This window comes from Piscinibacter defluvii (assembly GCF_004011805.1).
Lineage (GTDB): Bacteria > Pseudomonadota > Gammaproteobacteria > Burkholderiales > Burkholderiaceae_C > Piscinibacter > Piscinibacter defluvii.
In genome coordinates this window covers 56,925-69,661 of the sequence record NZ_RCHJ01000005.1, presented here as the reverse complement: position 1 = coordinate 69,661, position 12,737 = coordinate 56,925, and the positions used below count along the sequence as shown (strand labels likewise).

The 12,737-nt window shown below is 69.4% G+C and carries 12 protein-coding genes; 6 read left to right on the top strand and 6 right to left on the bottom strand.

Features of this window, described 5'->3' with window-relative positions; translation table 11 throughout:
- The first annotated feature begins 1 nt into the window (after nucleotide 1).
- From D9C15_RS15870 to D9C15_RS15850, 5 genes are read left to right on the top strand one after another with little or no spacing between them, the layout of a single operon-like run.
- A complete protein-coding gene (locus D9C15_RS15870; RefSeq protein ID WP_127998966.1) occupies nucleotides 2-1,399 on the top strand; it encodes an AAA family ATPase in 1,398 nt (465 codons plus the stop codon).
- On the top strand, nucleotides 1,396-1,929 hold the full coding sequence (locus tag D9C15_RS15865; RefSeq protein WP_127998964.1) for a type II toxin-antitoxin system VapC family toxin: 534 nt from the start codon (nucleotides 1,396-1,398) through the stop codon (nucleotides 1,927-1,929). Before D9C15_RS15870 ends, D9C15_RS15865 begins: the two co-directional genes overlap by 4 nt.
- Nucleotides 1,926-2,630, top strand: coding sequence for an RNA ligase family protein (locus D9C15_RS15860; RefSeq protein WP_127998962.1), 705 nt, complete (start codon nucleotides 1,926-1,928; stop codon nucleotides 2,628-2,630). Before D9C15_RS15865 ends, D9C15_RS15860 begins: the two co-directional genes overlap by 4 nt.
- 57 nt (nucleotides 2,631-2,687) lie before the next feature.
- Entirely contained in the window at nucleotides 2,688-4,031 is a 1,344-nt protein-coding gene (locus D9C15_RS15855; protein WP_127998960.1) for a hypothetical protein, read from the top strand.
- Between the two features lie 56 nt (nucleotides 4,032-4,087).
- Nucleotides 4,088-4,762, top strand: a complete 675-nt coding sequence (locus tag D9C15_RS15850) for a DUF6988 family protein (protein WP_205854819.1) — start codon at nucleotides 4,088-4,090, stop codon at nucleotides 4,760-4,762.
- Between the two features lie 225 nt (nucleotides 4,763-4,987).
- On the opposite strand, the gene D9C15_RS15845 is transcribed toward D9C15_RS15850, so the two are convergent.
- Nucleotides 4,988-6,184 carry a CaiB/BaiF CoA transferase family protein gene (locus D9C15_RS15845; RefSeq protein ID WP_127998958.1) on the bottom strand — a complete coding sequence of 399 codons (1,197 nt, stop codon included), beginning with the start codon at nucleotides 6,182-6,184 and terminating at the stop codon, nucleotides 4,988-4,990.
- A 32-nt stretch (nucleotides 6,185-6,216) separates the two neighbouring features.
- The gene (locus D9C15_RS15840; protein WP_127998956.1) at nucleotides 6,217-7,392 is read right to left on the bottom strand and encodes an MFS transporter; all 1,176 of its coding nucleotides are present in this window, start codon (nucleotides 7,390-7,392) and stop codon (nucleotides 6,217-6,219) included.
- A gap of 109 nt (nucleotides 7,393-7,501) precedes the next feature.
- On the opposite strand from D9C15_RS15840, the gene D9C15_RS15835 reads away from it, so the two are divergent.
- On the top strand, nucleotides 7,502-7,966 hold the full coding sequence (locus D9C15_RS15835; protein ID WP_127998954.1) for a GNAT family N-acetyltransferase: 465 nt from the start codon (nucleotides 7,502-7,504) through the stop codon (nucleotides 7,964-7,966).
- Here the strand turns inward: D9C15_RS15835 and D9C15_RS15830 are convergent, their stop codons facing one another.
- From D9C15_RS15830 to D9C15_RS15815, 4 genes are all read right to left on the bottom strand, one after another.
- Nucleotides 7,967-8,734 carry an SDR family NAD(P)-dependent oxidoreductase gene (locus D9C15_RS15830; protein WP_127998952.1) on the bottom strand — a complete coding sequence of 256 codons (768 nt, stop codon included), beginning with the start codon at nucleotides 8,732-8,734 and terminating at the stop codon, nucleotides 7,967-7,969.
- Nucleotides 8,735-8,756: 22 nt separating this feature from the next.
- On the bottom strand, nucleotides 8,757-9,650 hold the full coding sequence (locus tag D9C15_RS15825; RefSeq protein ID WP_127998950.1) for a 2-dehydro-3-deoxygalactonokinase: 894 nt from the start codon (nucleotides 9,648-9,650) through the stop codon (nucleotides 8,757-8,759).
- Between the two features lie 76 nt (nucleotides 9,651-9,726).
- Nucleotides 9,727-11,880: an alpha-galactosidase gene (locus tag D9C15_RS15820; RefSeq protein ID WP_240668428.1), complete on the bottom strand. Its 2,154-nt coding sequence runs from the start codon at nucleotides 11,878-11,880 to the stop codon at nucleotides 9,727-9,729.
- A gap of 4 nt (nucleotides 11,881-11,884) precedes the next feature.
- Nucleotides 11,885-12,736 (bottom strand): carbohydrate ABC transporter permease, encoded by an 852-nt coding sequence (locus D9C15_RS15815; RefSeq protein WP_127998948.1) that lies wholly within the window; start codon nucleotides 12,734-12,736, stop codon nucleotides 11,885-11,887.
- Nucleotide 12,737 lies beyond the last annotated feature (1 nt).

The window sequence follows — 12,737 nt, the reverse complement described above, 5'->3', positions numbered from 1 at the left end:
CATGTTGACCCACCTGCGCATCAAGAACTTCAAGGCCTGGAAGGACACAGGGCCGATCCGCCTCGCACCGTTGACCGTGATCTTCGGGGCCAACAGCGCGGGAAAGAGCAGCCTGGGTCACCTGCTGCTGGCGCTGCAGCAGACCGCGCGCTCCACCGACCGCAAGCGTGCGCTGCATCTGGGCGACTCGGCCTCGCTGATCGACCTGGGCACCTTCGAGGACTGCCTGCACGGCCACGACCTGCAGCAGACGTTGGGCTTCGAGCTGGGCTGGCGCCTGCCCAAGTCGCTGGAGGTGAAAGACCCGCTGCAACTGACGCGGCGCTACGCCGGCCAGGACATGAAGCTGGAGGTGGAAATGGCTGCCGGCAAGAGTGCGCAGCCTGAAGTGCAGACCATGCGCTACGCCCTGCAGAGCGGCGGCGTCACGGTGCTGGACGTCGACTTTCATCGCGACGCCCAGCGCAAGCTGCACCTGCAGTCGAAGCACTACGAGTTCAGAAAGGCTGACGGCCGGCAGTGGCCGCTGGAAGAGCCCGAGAAGTTCTACCGCCTGTCGGACGTGACCGCAGCTCGGTTCAAGAACGCCGGCTTCATGGCCGACTTCGCGCTCGCCACCGAGGCCATGCTCGACAACCTGTCGTACCTGGGCCCGCTGCGCAGCCACCCGCAGCGCATCTACCAGTGGTCGGGCGACACGCCAGCCAGCGTGGGGCCGATGGGCGAACAAACCATCGCAGCCATCCTTGCGGCGCAAGGCGACGCGCGGCAACTCAACCGCGGCCCGCGAAGGTCCAAGCAGGCGTTTGCCGAGTTCATCGCCGGCTGGCTCAAGGACCTGGGCGTGATCACCGACTTCTCGGTGCGGCCGGTCGCGGTGGGCCGCAAGGAATACGAGGTTCTCGTCAAGACGGGGCCGAAGTCTCCGGAGGTCAAGATCACCGACGTGGGCTTTGGTGTCTCGCAAGTGCTCCCGGCACTGGTACAGGCCTTCTACTGCCCGCCGCACTCCACCGTCTGGATGGAGCAGCCCGAGATCCACCTGCACCCGCAGGTTCAGGCCGAGCTGGCCGACGTGTTCATCTCGGCGATCCAGTCGCGCCAGGACGGGGTGGAGCGCCAAATACAGCTGATCGTGGAGAGCCACTCCGAGCACTTCCTCAACCGACTGCAGCGCCGGGTGGCCGAGGGTGTGCTGACGCCCGAGGACGTGGCGGTGTACTTCTGCCGTCGCTCGGCCGCAGGGACCGACCTGGAGCCGCTGAAGCTCAACCTCTTCGGCGACATCGAGAACTGGCCGCCGAACTTCTTTGGCGACGAGATGGCCGATATTGCCGCGCGCACCCTGGCCGCGATGAACCGCAAGAAGGCGCAAGCAGCAGGGCAGCCTGCCGAATGAAGGCTGTCATCGACACCAACGTGCTGCTGGTGGCCAATGGCGACCATGCTGACGTTTCAGAAGACTGCGTGAACGAATGCGTGCGGCGCTTGCAGGCGATGCAGGCTGGAGGCACTGCGGTGATCGACGACGGCTTCCGCATCGTCGGCGAGTACCTGCACAAGAACCGGCCGAACGTCCAGAAGGGCGCAGGCAATGTCTTCCTGAAATGGCTGCTGCAGAACACCGCCAACGCCAAACGGGTCGAGACCGTGCCACTTACCGAACTGACGCCGGACCGCTTTGCCGAGTTTCCCGACCCGGCGCTGGAGCCGCAGTTCGACGCACCTGACCGCAAGTTCGCGGCGGTGGCGTACGCGCACCCCGGAAAGCCTCCGGTCTGGCAGGCTGCCGACAGCAAGTGGCTGGACTGGTGGCCGGCACTCGCGGCCCAAGGCGTGCGGGTGGACTTTCTGTGCCCGGACGACGCCTGCCGCTTCTACGCGAACAAGTTTCCGAACAAGCCGGCGCCTTCGTTGCCACCGCCATGAACGCGTTCTTCCGCTTTCCGCACACGCCTCACCTGGCTTGGCTGGGGCGCGGTGAGCCGCGTGACGACAAGGTGCTGTCGGAGGCCGAGGCAGCGGAGTTGCTGTCTGCCGAGGTCGTGCTCGAAGAGAAGGTGGACGGCGCCAACCTCGGCTTCTCGCTCAGCGCCGAAGGTGAGCTTCGTGTGCAGAACCGCGGGCAGTATTTGGCCGAGCCGCACAGCGGGCAGTTCGCACGGCTGCCGCAGTGGCTGGCGATACACAGCAGCGGGATTGGTGACGCGCTACTGGAGCACGCAGACAACGGACTGATGCTGTTCGGCGAGTGGTGCGCCGCTCGCCACTCGCTGGACTACACACGGCTGCCCGACTGGTTTCTGCTCTTTGACGTGTTCGAAGGAAGCTCGGGCCATTTTTGGAGCAGCAGCCGCCGCGACGACCTGGCCGCCGAGCTGGGCCTTGCAACAACGCCCTGCCTCGCACAAGGACGCTTCACCCTCTCTGACTTGTCGGCGAAGGTGCAACTTTGGCCCAGCCGCTTTCGCGACGGCCCGCTTGAGGGCATCGTCGTTCGGCGTGAGTCGGACGGGTGGTGCGAACGAAGAGCAAAGCTGGTTCGCGGCGACTTCACGCAGGGGATCACCGATCACTGGCGCAATCGGCAGATTCAGTGGAACCGGTTGTCAACCGAGTTGGCCACTTGATCCAACCGCCCGCACTGCGCTCATGCATCAGACACCGTCACGCTGAAGGAGCACAAGATGCCTGACCGTGTCGCCGGCTACCTGATCCACTTCGACGAGGATCGGCGCAACTACCTGTTGAACGGCATCCGCGACCCGGCCGATGGATTCTCCGACGCACTCAGCAGTGCCGACTGGTCCGTTCGGCAGTGGGAGGTTTGCGGCTTGATGTTCGAGCCCGATGCCATCACCCACTGGGCATTGGCGCGCAAGGGGCATCGTGTTGCGACCGGCAAGGTGAAAGTGGACTTCACCGAGGTCACTCCGACTGACATCAAGATCGCCGACGTTGTGCAGCGCATCGGAGAAGGTGTGCAGCGCAACATCATCAGCAGCCGCTCGGGATCGGGCGGCCCGGTGCCTGGCGCGACCTGGCAGAGCCTCAAGCGCGCGCTGCGGGAAATCGATCCGGTCTCCCTGGAAGCCGTCGAACGGCTGGAGCGCCTGCGAGAGCAAAGCCGTGAGCGCATCACGCGGCCGGGCACTGAGGTCGTGGCGCAGGAGCGCGATGCTACGGGCGTCGCGCTCGACGTTTTCGATCAGACGGGGCGGCTGCGCAAAGCGACCTTGCAGGGGTGGACCGCGCCGACTGGGGACAACTTGACTTCCTTCTTGGACGGCCTGGCAGGCGTCCGGACGATCGAAGACCAATTGATCGCCCGCGATGCCGCGTCCTTCCCGCAGGCGGAGGGACGACGCACGACGCTGCTGGGTGCGGTCTTCTCGACGGGCGGGCGAAAGCTGGAAGTCTTCAACGTCAACCGCTCATCGGTTGAGCATGCGCTGGGCGTTGACCTGCTGTACTACCACGAGGACTTCGATGCGTGGACCATGGTCCAGTACAAGTCCATGGAGCGCGAGGACGACGATCCCGAGAGAACGGCCGTGTACAGGCCGGATGCGCGATTCGACGCGGAACTGGCTCGGATGGTCGGTTTTCGCCAAGCAATTGCCGATCGGTGGACCCCAACCGATGGGGTGTCGGCATACCGCCTGCACGGCGATGGGTTCTTCTTCAAGTTCTGTTCCCGAATCCAGTTAGAAGTGCTCTCCGAGGCCCTCCTGCCCGGTATGTACCTGTCGCGAGAGCACATCGAGTCCGTCCTGGCAGATCCAGCCTCATTGGGCCCGCGAGGAGGCCGTCAGATCACCTTCGAGAACTGTGGCCGGCATCTCAGCAACACGCTTTTCGCAGACCTCGTGCGGGACGGTTGGATAGGTACCCGATCGGTGTCATCTGCGCGAGTGGCCCAGCTCGTCCAGGAGGGCCTGGCGGGCAATCGATCGATCGTCATTGCCCGGGCAAGGCGAAGCGGTCAGGCGGCCAACGTCGAGGAGACCATCACTTCCCTGCGACTGTAGGGACTTCGCTGATCGACACGCCGACGATCGACATGAGTAGGCTGGAGGAGCGCTCAGTGAGGGACACAGGCTTTGGCGAACTGGGGCGTCTGCTGGACCGCTCGCGGGACCTGGAATCCGAGGTGAACCGCATGCTGGGTGGGGACACACTGCAACTGTTCGACGACAGCCCTCGAACGCTTGTGGCTCTTTCGGCCTCGCAAACCTCGCTGGAGCATGGCACCGCTCTTCGGGTATTGCTCGCGCAGCCACTCCCCACCGCCGGCATCAGCATGATGCGGCTTCAGCATGAGGCCCTGACGCGGGCTGTATGGCTGTTGTACGCCGCGTCTGACGACCAGATCGACCGCCTGGTCGCCACACTCGATGCCGCCTCCGAGAAGGCCGCAGCCAAGCTGCCAATGGCCAAGGCGATGCTCGACGAGATCGTCGGCAAAGCGCCCCACGGCGCGGTCGAAATGCTCACGCACTTCAAGGACGTGAATGCGCCGGCCCTGCACTCTTTCGTGCACGGTGGCATCCATGCCATCCAGCGCGGCCTGACGGGCTATCCGGTCGAACTGCTCGCCAACGTGGTGCGCAGCTCCAATGGGCTGTACACGATGGCCGGTATGCTGCTGGCCATCCTCTCGGGTGACGAGGCCCTGGCCAAGCGCATGAGCAAGATTCAGCCGCGCTTTGCCGACTGCCTGCCACCGCTGATCGTGCCTGCGGCCAGGCCCGAAACCTGATGCACGGTTCCAATCAACCAGCCGCCGGGGCAGATGTCATGGCACAGTCTGTTGTGCGGAGCCGACACCGGCTCCAGCCCCCAATTCCTGTGTACCCACACGTGTACCCGCCAGCGACCTCGAGTCCGGAAACCCAGCATCCATGCGGCTTCCCGGCCGATCTCCCTGAGCAGGTGCAGAACATCGAGTGAGCCCGCCTCGCCCGGACCCGCCCGGGCCGCGTGTTCAGGCCACGACCTTGCGGCCGCGCAGTGCCGCGATGTCCTGGACCGAGAAGCCGAGTTCGCCCAGCACCGCGTCGGTGTCGTCGCCGAGCCGGGGCGCCGGCGAGCGCACCCGCCCCGGCGTGCCCAGCAGCTTGGGCACGATGCCCGGCACCTCGACCTCGTAGCCGTCGCGCGTGGCCTGCGTGAGGATCATGTCGCGCGCGCGGTAGTGCGGGTCCTCGACGATGTCCTTGGCGGTGTACACGCGCCCGGCGGGCACCCGGGCCTCGCCCAGCAGCGCGAGCACCTCGCCCGACGGACGCTGCAGGGTCCAGGCCTCGATCGCCGCGTCGATCTCGGCCACGCGCTTCACGCGGCCGGCGTTGTCGGCCAGGGTCGGGTCGCTGCCCAGGTCGTCGCGGCCGATCGCGCTCATCAGGCGCTTGAAGATGCTGTCGCCGTTGCCGGCCACCAGCACCACCGCACCGTCGCCGCAGCGGTAGGCGTTGCTCGGCGCGATGCCCGGCAGCGCCGAGCCGGCGGGCTCGCGCACCGCGCCGAAGGCGCTGTACTCCGGCACCAGGCTCTCCATCACGTTGAACACCGCCTCGTGCAGCGCCACGTCGATCACCTGCCCGCGCCCGCCGTTGACCTTGCGGTGGTAGAGCGCGGTCAGCACGCCGATCGTGCCGTGCAGCGCGGCCAGCGTGTCGCCGATCGAGACGCCGCAGCGCACCGGCACGCGGCCGGGCTCCCCGGTGAGGTGGCGCAGCCCGCCCATCGCCTCGCCGATCGCACCGAAGCCCGGCAGGTCGCGGTACGGGCCGCTCTGGCCGTAGCCGCTGATGCGCAGCATGATCAGGCCCGGGTTGTCGCGGGACAGCTCCTCGTAGGACATGCCCCAGCCCTCCAGCGTGCCGGGGCGGAAGTTCTCGACCAGCACGTCGGCACGCGCGATCAGCTTCTTCGCGATCGCCTGGCCCTCGGCCTCGCGCAGGTCCAGCGCGATCGAGCGCTTGTTGCGGCTCTGCACCTGCCACCACACCGAGGTGCCGTCCTTGAGCAGGCGCCAGTTGCGCAGCGGGTCGCCGCTGCCCGGCGCCTCGATCTTGATCACCTCGGCGCCGAAGTCGCCCAGCGTCTTGCCGGCGAAGGGGCCGGCGATCAGCTGACCCATCTCGACGACCTTCAGTCCGTCCAGTGCCTGGGGCGACATCGGCTTTCTCCTCGGGGGTCCACGTCGGTTGCTCAACCGGTCTGCTGCGGCAAACGCGGGCGCAGGCCGAGCCAGCCGAGCGCCAGGCCCATCAGCAGCAGCGGCAGCAGCGAGCCCAGGTTGAGCAGGAACCAGCCTTGCGTCGTCACCAGCGCACCCGAGGCGAAGGCGGTCACCGCGGTGACGGTGAAGACGCAGAAGTCCATCGTGCCCTGGGCGCGCATGCGCTCCTGCGGACGGTAGGTGGTGGTCAGCAGCGTGGTCGCGCCGGTGAACAGGAAGTTCCAGCCGACACCGAGCAGCAGCAGCGCGGCGAGGAAGCGCTCGAGCTCGACGCCCGACAGCGCCACCGCCACGCAGGCGAGGTTCAGCGCCAGGCCGACCGCCATCACCGGCAGCGTGCCGAAGCGCTGGATCAGGTGGCCGGTGAAGAAGGCCGGCACGAACATGCCCAGCACATGCCACTCGATCACCAGCGCCGCGTCGCGGAACGGCAGCCCGCAGCGCTCCATCGCCAGCGGCGTGGCCGCCATCAGCAGGTTCATCACGCCGTAGGCGAGCGCCGCGCACACCACGGCGACCACGAACTCCGGCTGGCGCGCCAGTTCGGCCACCGGGCGGCCGGTGTCGCTGCCCGGTGCCGGCGCCTGGTGCGGCGGAAAGCGCACCAGCGAGATCACCACCAGGCCCAGCAGCGCGATGCCCACCAGCGCCACGTAGGCGCCGGCGAACGGGGCGCTCAGCCAGTCGCGCGTCAGGTGCGCCAGGTTCGGCCCGATGAACGCGCCGGCCACCCCGCCGGCCATCACCAGCGAGATGGCCTGCGCCTTCTTCTCGGGCGCCACCAGTTCCGGCCCGGCGAAGCGGTAGAGCTGCGCGTTGGTGTTGTAGAAGCCGGCCACCACGGTGGCCGCCAGCACGCCCCAGAAGCTGCCGAGGCTGACCGCCAGCGCCCCGCCCGCGGCCGACAGCGCCGCCACCACCAGGCCCATCTGGAAGGCACGCCGGCGGCCCCAGCGCGACTGCAGCCGCGCCACCGGCCCGGCCGCCAGCGCGCTGCCGACCACGTAGCCCATCACCGGCAGCGTGGCCATCCAGCCCTGCGGCGCGAGGCGCAGCCCGACCAGGCCGTTGATCGCGATGAAGGTGACGTTGTTGGTCATGAACAGCGCCTGGCAGACGCACAGCAGCAGCAGTGAGCGGTTCATGGCGGTCGGAGGGCGGGGCCGACGCGGATTGTCGCGCGCGGCGCGTGATCGTCGCGGACGGACCCGGCTGCTAGACTGGTCCGGACATGATTCCACGCCCCACCACCGAATGACGGCCACGCCGCTGGCGTGGCGCTGGCTGCGCTTCGCGGAGTTCGACCTGCAGGGCCTGTACGAGGTGCTCGCGCTGCGCCAGCAGGTGTTCATCCTCGAGCAGGGCCCCTACCTCGACGCCGACGGCCTGGACCAGCACAGCTGGCACCTGCTCGGGCGCGATGCGGCCGGCACGCTGCTGGCCTACCTGCGCGTGGTGGACCCGGGGCACAAGTACGACGAGCCCTCGATCGGCCGCGTGGTCACCGTCGCGTCGCAGCGCGGCACCGGGCTCGGCCATGCACTGATGGCCGAGGCCGTGGCCGGGCTCGCGCGCCACTGGCCGGGGCGGGCCAACCGCATCAGCGCGCAGGCGCACCTGCAGCGCTACTACGGCCGCCACGGCTACGCAGCCGTCGGGGAGCCCTACCTCGAGGACGGCATCCCGCACATCGAGATGCTGCGGCCGCCCGACGCCTGATCAGGACCAGCCGGCGTCGACGACGAAGCTCTGCGCGGTGCACATCCGCGAGTCGTCGGCGGCGAGGAACAGTGCCATGGTCGCGATGTCCTCCGACTGCAGCCGGCCGGGCAGGCACTGGTTGGCGTCGATGTCGCGCTCGGACTCGGGCGTGACCCACATCTTCAGCTGCTTGTCCGTCATCACCCAGCCCGGCACCAGCGCGTTGACGCGGATGTTGCGCTTGCCCAGGTCCTTGGCCAGCGAGCGCGTCAGGCCGTGGATGGCCGCCTTGCAGGTGGCGTAGGCCGGGTAGCCGGCGCCCTTGATCATCCAGCTGATCGAGCCGAGGTTGATGATCGAGCCGCCGCCCAGGCCGACCATGTCGTCCAGCACCGCCTGCGCGGCGAAGAACTGGTGGCGCAGGTTGACGTTCATGCACTGGTCCCAGAACTCGGGCGTCACCTCCTCGACCGCGTGGCGCTGGTCGTTGGCGGCGTTGTTCACGAGCACGCCGATCGGCCCGAAGGCGGCGCGCGTCTGCACGATCGCCTCGCGCAGCGCGTCGATGTCGGTCACATCGCAGGGGATGAACAGCGGTGCCGGCCCGGCGCCCGACGGCAGGCGGCCGAGCAGTTCGTCGGCGGCGGCGCGGTTGCGGCCGACGAAGCCGACCTTCGCGCCCTGCGCGTGGAAATGCTCGACGAACGCGGTGCCGATGCCGGTGGTGCCGCCGCTGATGAACACGGTGCGGCCCTGCAGGCTGGGGTAGGTGGCGAAGCGGCTCATGGATGTCCTCGGGGTCAGGGGTTCAGGGACGGCGCGCGCGCACCAGGGCGTGCAGCCCGCGGGCACTGAGCGCCTCGTCGTGGCGCTGCGTCGCGAGGCCGCGCGCCGCGAGCGCACGTTCGTAGCGTGGCAGCAGCGCGGCACTGCCGACCAGGTGCACGCGCGTGGCCCCGGCCGGCACGAGGCCCTTCAGTTCGTGGCCGATCAGCAGGCCGGACAGGAAGGACGGCGCCTGCCCGGGCTGCAGCGCACCGGACAGGCCGCGCGTGCGCACGCCGAAGAGGTGGTGCGTCAGGCCGCCATCGTCCGCGCTGGCGGCCAGGCCGCGTGCGAAGGCCTCGGGATCGTCGCCGTCGGTCTCGGCCGGTGCGGGCATCAGCGCGGCGAGCAGGCTGTGCTGGCGCAGCAGGGCGTACAGCTCACCGGTCATCGCGGTCTGCCAGCCGGTGATGCGGCCGGCCTCGACCCGCACCCACTTGCTGTGCGTGCCGGGCAGGCAGACCACGTGCGGGCCCGCGCCCGGCAGCCGATCGAGCAGCGCGACGATCTGGGTCTCCTCGCCGCGCATCACTTCCGGCGCGCCCGCGGCCGGCTGGTGGCTCAGGCCCGGGGCGATCAGCAGCCGGCGGCCGGGCAGCGAGGCCGCCTCGAACGCATGCATGCCCGCCGCGATCTCGGCCGCACCGGCCGGCGCGGCGACGTAGGGCACCTCGTGCCAGCCGCTGCGGCTGCCGATCATGCCGGCCATCGCGACGAGTTCGTCGTCCCAGCCCTCGAGCTGCTGCGCGAGCACCGCCTCGAAGCGCCCGCCGCAGGCGAGCAGCCCGGCCGCGGCGCTGCGCTGCGCGCGCACCGAGCCGTCGTCCGCGAGCCGGTAGGCGCGGAAGCTGCTCGTGCCCCAGTCGACGGCGATCATGTCGTCACCGCCCGGCCGTTCCGAAGGTGGCGACGCGCCCCCTTGGGGGGCAGCGAACGAAGTGAGCGTGGGGGCCTCATGTCACCGCCCGCAGTCCGACCACCACGGCCGATTCGGGCGGCAGCGGTGGCATCGGCAGGCCGATGCTGGCGAGTTCGGCACCGCTCAGCTCGAGCGTGCCTTCGCGCAAGGCGTCGAACACCGGGGCGCCGTGGCGCGCGTGGTGCAGCGACGGCACGTGCAGCGCCTGCGCGCGGTAGCGCCGCGCCGGGTCGAGCCCGGGCACCGGCAGCGACGGCGAGTAGCGCGGCAACTCCTCGTGGCGGCGGTACAGCGCCACCAGCGCGGCGCTGCCGTCCTGCGCACGCGACTGCAGCCAGGCCAGCGCGCCCAGCGTGCCTTGGCGCAGCACACCGTGGTGCACCACCTCGCGCCAGGCCTTGTGGTGCGCGATCCAGCGCGCCAGTTCCGCGCGCTCGTCGGCGCCGAGCTGGCGCACGTCGGCCTCCACGCCGAAGTGGCCGAACAGCGCCACCGCGGCGCGGAAGGCCAGCTCGTGCGTGCGCCCGGTGGTGTGCGAGCTGCGCGGGCCGATGTGCGCGCCCATGATCTCCGGCGGCAGGAAGCGCAGGAAGCCGCTCTGGATGCCGATGCGCGTCAGCGCGTCGTTGCAGTCGCTGGTCCAGACGCGCTGCGTGTGGCGCAGGATGCCGGCGTCGGCGCGCGCGCCGCCGGACGAGCAGCTCTCGATCTCCACCTGCGGGTGCGCCGCGCGCAGCCGCGCCAGCAGCGCATACAGCGCCTCGGTATGGCGGTGGTAGCCGGCGCGCCCGCGGTGGCCGGTGCCGGTGGCGGCGGTGGCGAGGTCGCGGTTCATGTCCCACTTGAGGTAGGCGATCTCGTGCTCGCGCAGCAGCGCATCGAGCCGGCCGAACAGGTGGTCGCTCACCTCGGCGCGCGACAGGTCCAGCACCAGCTGGTTGCGCCCGGTGACCATCGGCCGGCCGGCCAGCTGCAGCGCCCAGTCCGGGTGGGCGCGGTAGAGTTCGCTGTCCGGGTTGATCATCTCCGGTTCGACCCACAGGCCGAACTGCAGGCCCAGCCCGCGCACATGGCGCACCAGCGGGCCGAGGCCCTGCGGGTACTTGCGTGCGTCGGGCCACCAGTCGCCCAGCGAACGGGTGTCGTCGTCGCGGCGGTGGAACCAGCCGTCGTCGAGCACGAAACGTTCGATGCCGACCTCGGCCGCCGCGTCGGCCAGCGCCTTCAGGCCTGCGAGATCGTGGTCGAAATAGACCGCCTCCCAGGTGTTCAGGTGCACCGGTCGTGGCGCCATGCGGCCGCCGGGCCAGCGCAGCACGTTCGTGCGCAGGTGGCGGTGGAAGTTGGCCGAGAGGCCGTTCAGGCCGCCGGCGCTGAAGCTCAGCAGCGCATCCGGCGTGCGGTAGCGCTCGCCCGGCCGGAGCACCAGTTCGTCCGGCGCGAACCATTCGCCCAGCTGCAGCTGGCGCCGCCCGTCGGGCAGCGGCTCGATCAGCAGGCTGTGGTTGCCGCTCCACGCCAGGTGCGCACCCCAGGTCGGCCCATCGTCGTCGGCCAGCGTGGTGCCGACGATCACGCCGGGGAAGGTGTCGTGTGCATTGCGGCCGCGCCGGCAGTCGCGCCGCCAGGCGGCGATGCCGAGCGCCTCGCGGTGCTGCTGGTACTCGAGCGCCCAGCGGCCGGCGAAGCCCAGCACCTGGCCGGCCTGCGGCGGCAGCGGCACGCAGGCCGCGGCCAGCCAGTCGACGCGGAAGTCGGTCGTGCCGCGGTTCTCCAGCTCGGCGTGCAGCGTGAACACCTCGCTGTCCGGATCGATGCGGTAGTGCAGCTCGAGGCCGAGCGCGGCGACCTCGTCGCGCAGCACCAGCCTGAGCGACTGCGCGTCGTGGTCGATGCGGTCCACCACGAACTGCTGCGCCCAGTCGCCGCCCTCGCCCTGCGCGTCGCCCGCGCGGGAACCCAGCAGCGAAGGCTGCTGGAACCAGCCCAGGCCATGGGTGTTGAGCACCGCGAAGGCGAGGTCGCCGTCCAGCGCGTTGGGCGGCTGCATGCGCGCCTCGGTCAGCGGCCAGCTCGCCGCGGGCAGCCCGGCCGCGCCGAAGTGACGCCACAGCGGCACGCCGCCCTCGACCGGCTCGAGCGCGATCGCGCAGCCGCGCGCCTGCAGGGTGATCAGTTCACGCGCCACGCGCTCAGCCTTTCGTCGCACCCATCGTCAGGCCGGCGATGAAGTGCTTCTGCATCAGGAAGAAGATGATCACCGGCGGCAGCGCCGCGACGATCGAGCCCGCGGAGACCAGCTGCCACTGCGCCACCCACTGGCCGTTGAGCGTCTTCAGCCCGCCGGTGACCGGCATCGCGTGGTCGCCCTGGATCAGCACGGTGGCCCAGAAGTAGTCGTTCCAGATGAAGGTGAAGATCAGCACCGCGAGCGCCGCGATAGCCGGGCGCACCAGCGGCAGCACCACCTTCCAGAAGATCTGGATCTCGCTCGCGCCTTCCACACGCGCCGCGTCGATCAGCTCGTGCGGCAGGTCGCGGATGAAGTTGCGCATGAAGAAGGTGCAGAAGCCGGTCTGGAACGCGACGTGGAACAGCACCAGCCCGGTGACGGTGTCGTAAAGCCCGAACTTCAGGCTCAGGTCGCGCACCGGCACCATCAGGATCTGGAACGGCACGAAGTTGCCGCCGACGAACAGGAAGAACACCCACAGGTTCAGCTTGAAGCGGTAGATGCCGAGCGCGAAGCCGGCCAGGCAGCTCAGCGCAACCGCGCCGATGACGGTGGGTATCGTCACCAGGAAGCTGTTGCCGATGTAGTGCAGGATCGGCGTGTTCGTGAACACCGCCGAGTAGTTCTCGGCGATCTGCCACTGCGTCGGCAGGCCCCAGTAGTTGCCGGCGTTCAGGTCGGCCTGGCCGCGGATGGAGGTGAGCGCGACGGCGACGATGGGGGCCAGCCAGAGCAGCAGCGACAGGGGCAGCGCGGCCTTGTAGAGCCCGCGCACGGGCGCCGAGGCGCGGTCGATCGGGGTCGGGAACATG

Excerpts from the sequence above, each read along its gene's own strand:
- D9C15_RS15855 (WP_127998960.1), top strand. The coding sequence starts at position 2,688 with ATGCCTGACCGTGTCGCCGGCTACCTGATCCACTTCGACGAGGATCGG.
- D9C15_RS15865 (WP_127998964.1), top strand. The coding sequence starts at position 1,396 with ATGAAGGCTGTCATCGACACCAACGTGCTGCTGGTGGCCAATGGCGAC.
- D9C15_RS15860 (WP_127998962.1), top strand. The coding sequence starts at position 1,926 with ATGAACGCGTTCTTCCGCTTTCCGCACACGCCTCACCTGGCTTGGCTG.
- D9C15_RS15835 (WP_127998954.1), top strand. The coding sequence starts at position 7,502 with ATGACGGCCACGCCGCTGGCGTGGCGCTGGCTGCGCTTCGCGGAGTTC.
- D9C15_RS15845 (WP_127998958.1), bottom strand. The coding sequence starts at position 6,184 with ATGTCGCCCCAGGCACTGGACGGACTGAAGGTCGTCGAGATGGGTCAG.
- D9C15_RS15840 (WP_127998956.1), bottom strand. The coding sequence starts at position 7,392 with ATGAACCGCTCACTGCTGCTGCTGTGCGTCTGCCAGGCGCTGTTCATG.
- D9C15_RS15870 (WP_127998966.1), top strand. The coding sequence starts at position 2 with ATGTTGACCCACCTGCGCATCAAGAACTTCAAGGCCTGGAAGGACACA.
- D9C15_RS15830 (WP_127998952.1), bottom strand. The coding sequence starts at position 8,734 with ATGAGCCGCTTCGCCACCTACCCCAGCCTGCAGGGCCGCACCGTGTTC.
- D9C15_RS15815 (WP_127998948.1), bottom strand. The coding sequence starts at position 12,736 with ATGTTCCCGACCCCGATCGACCGCGCCTCGGCGCCCGTGCGCGGGCTC.
- D9C15_RS15825 (WP_127998950.1), bottom strand. The coding sequence starts at position 9,650 with ATGATCGCCGTCGACTGGGGCACGAGCAGCTTCCGCGCCTACCGGCTC.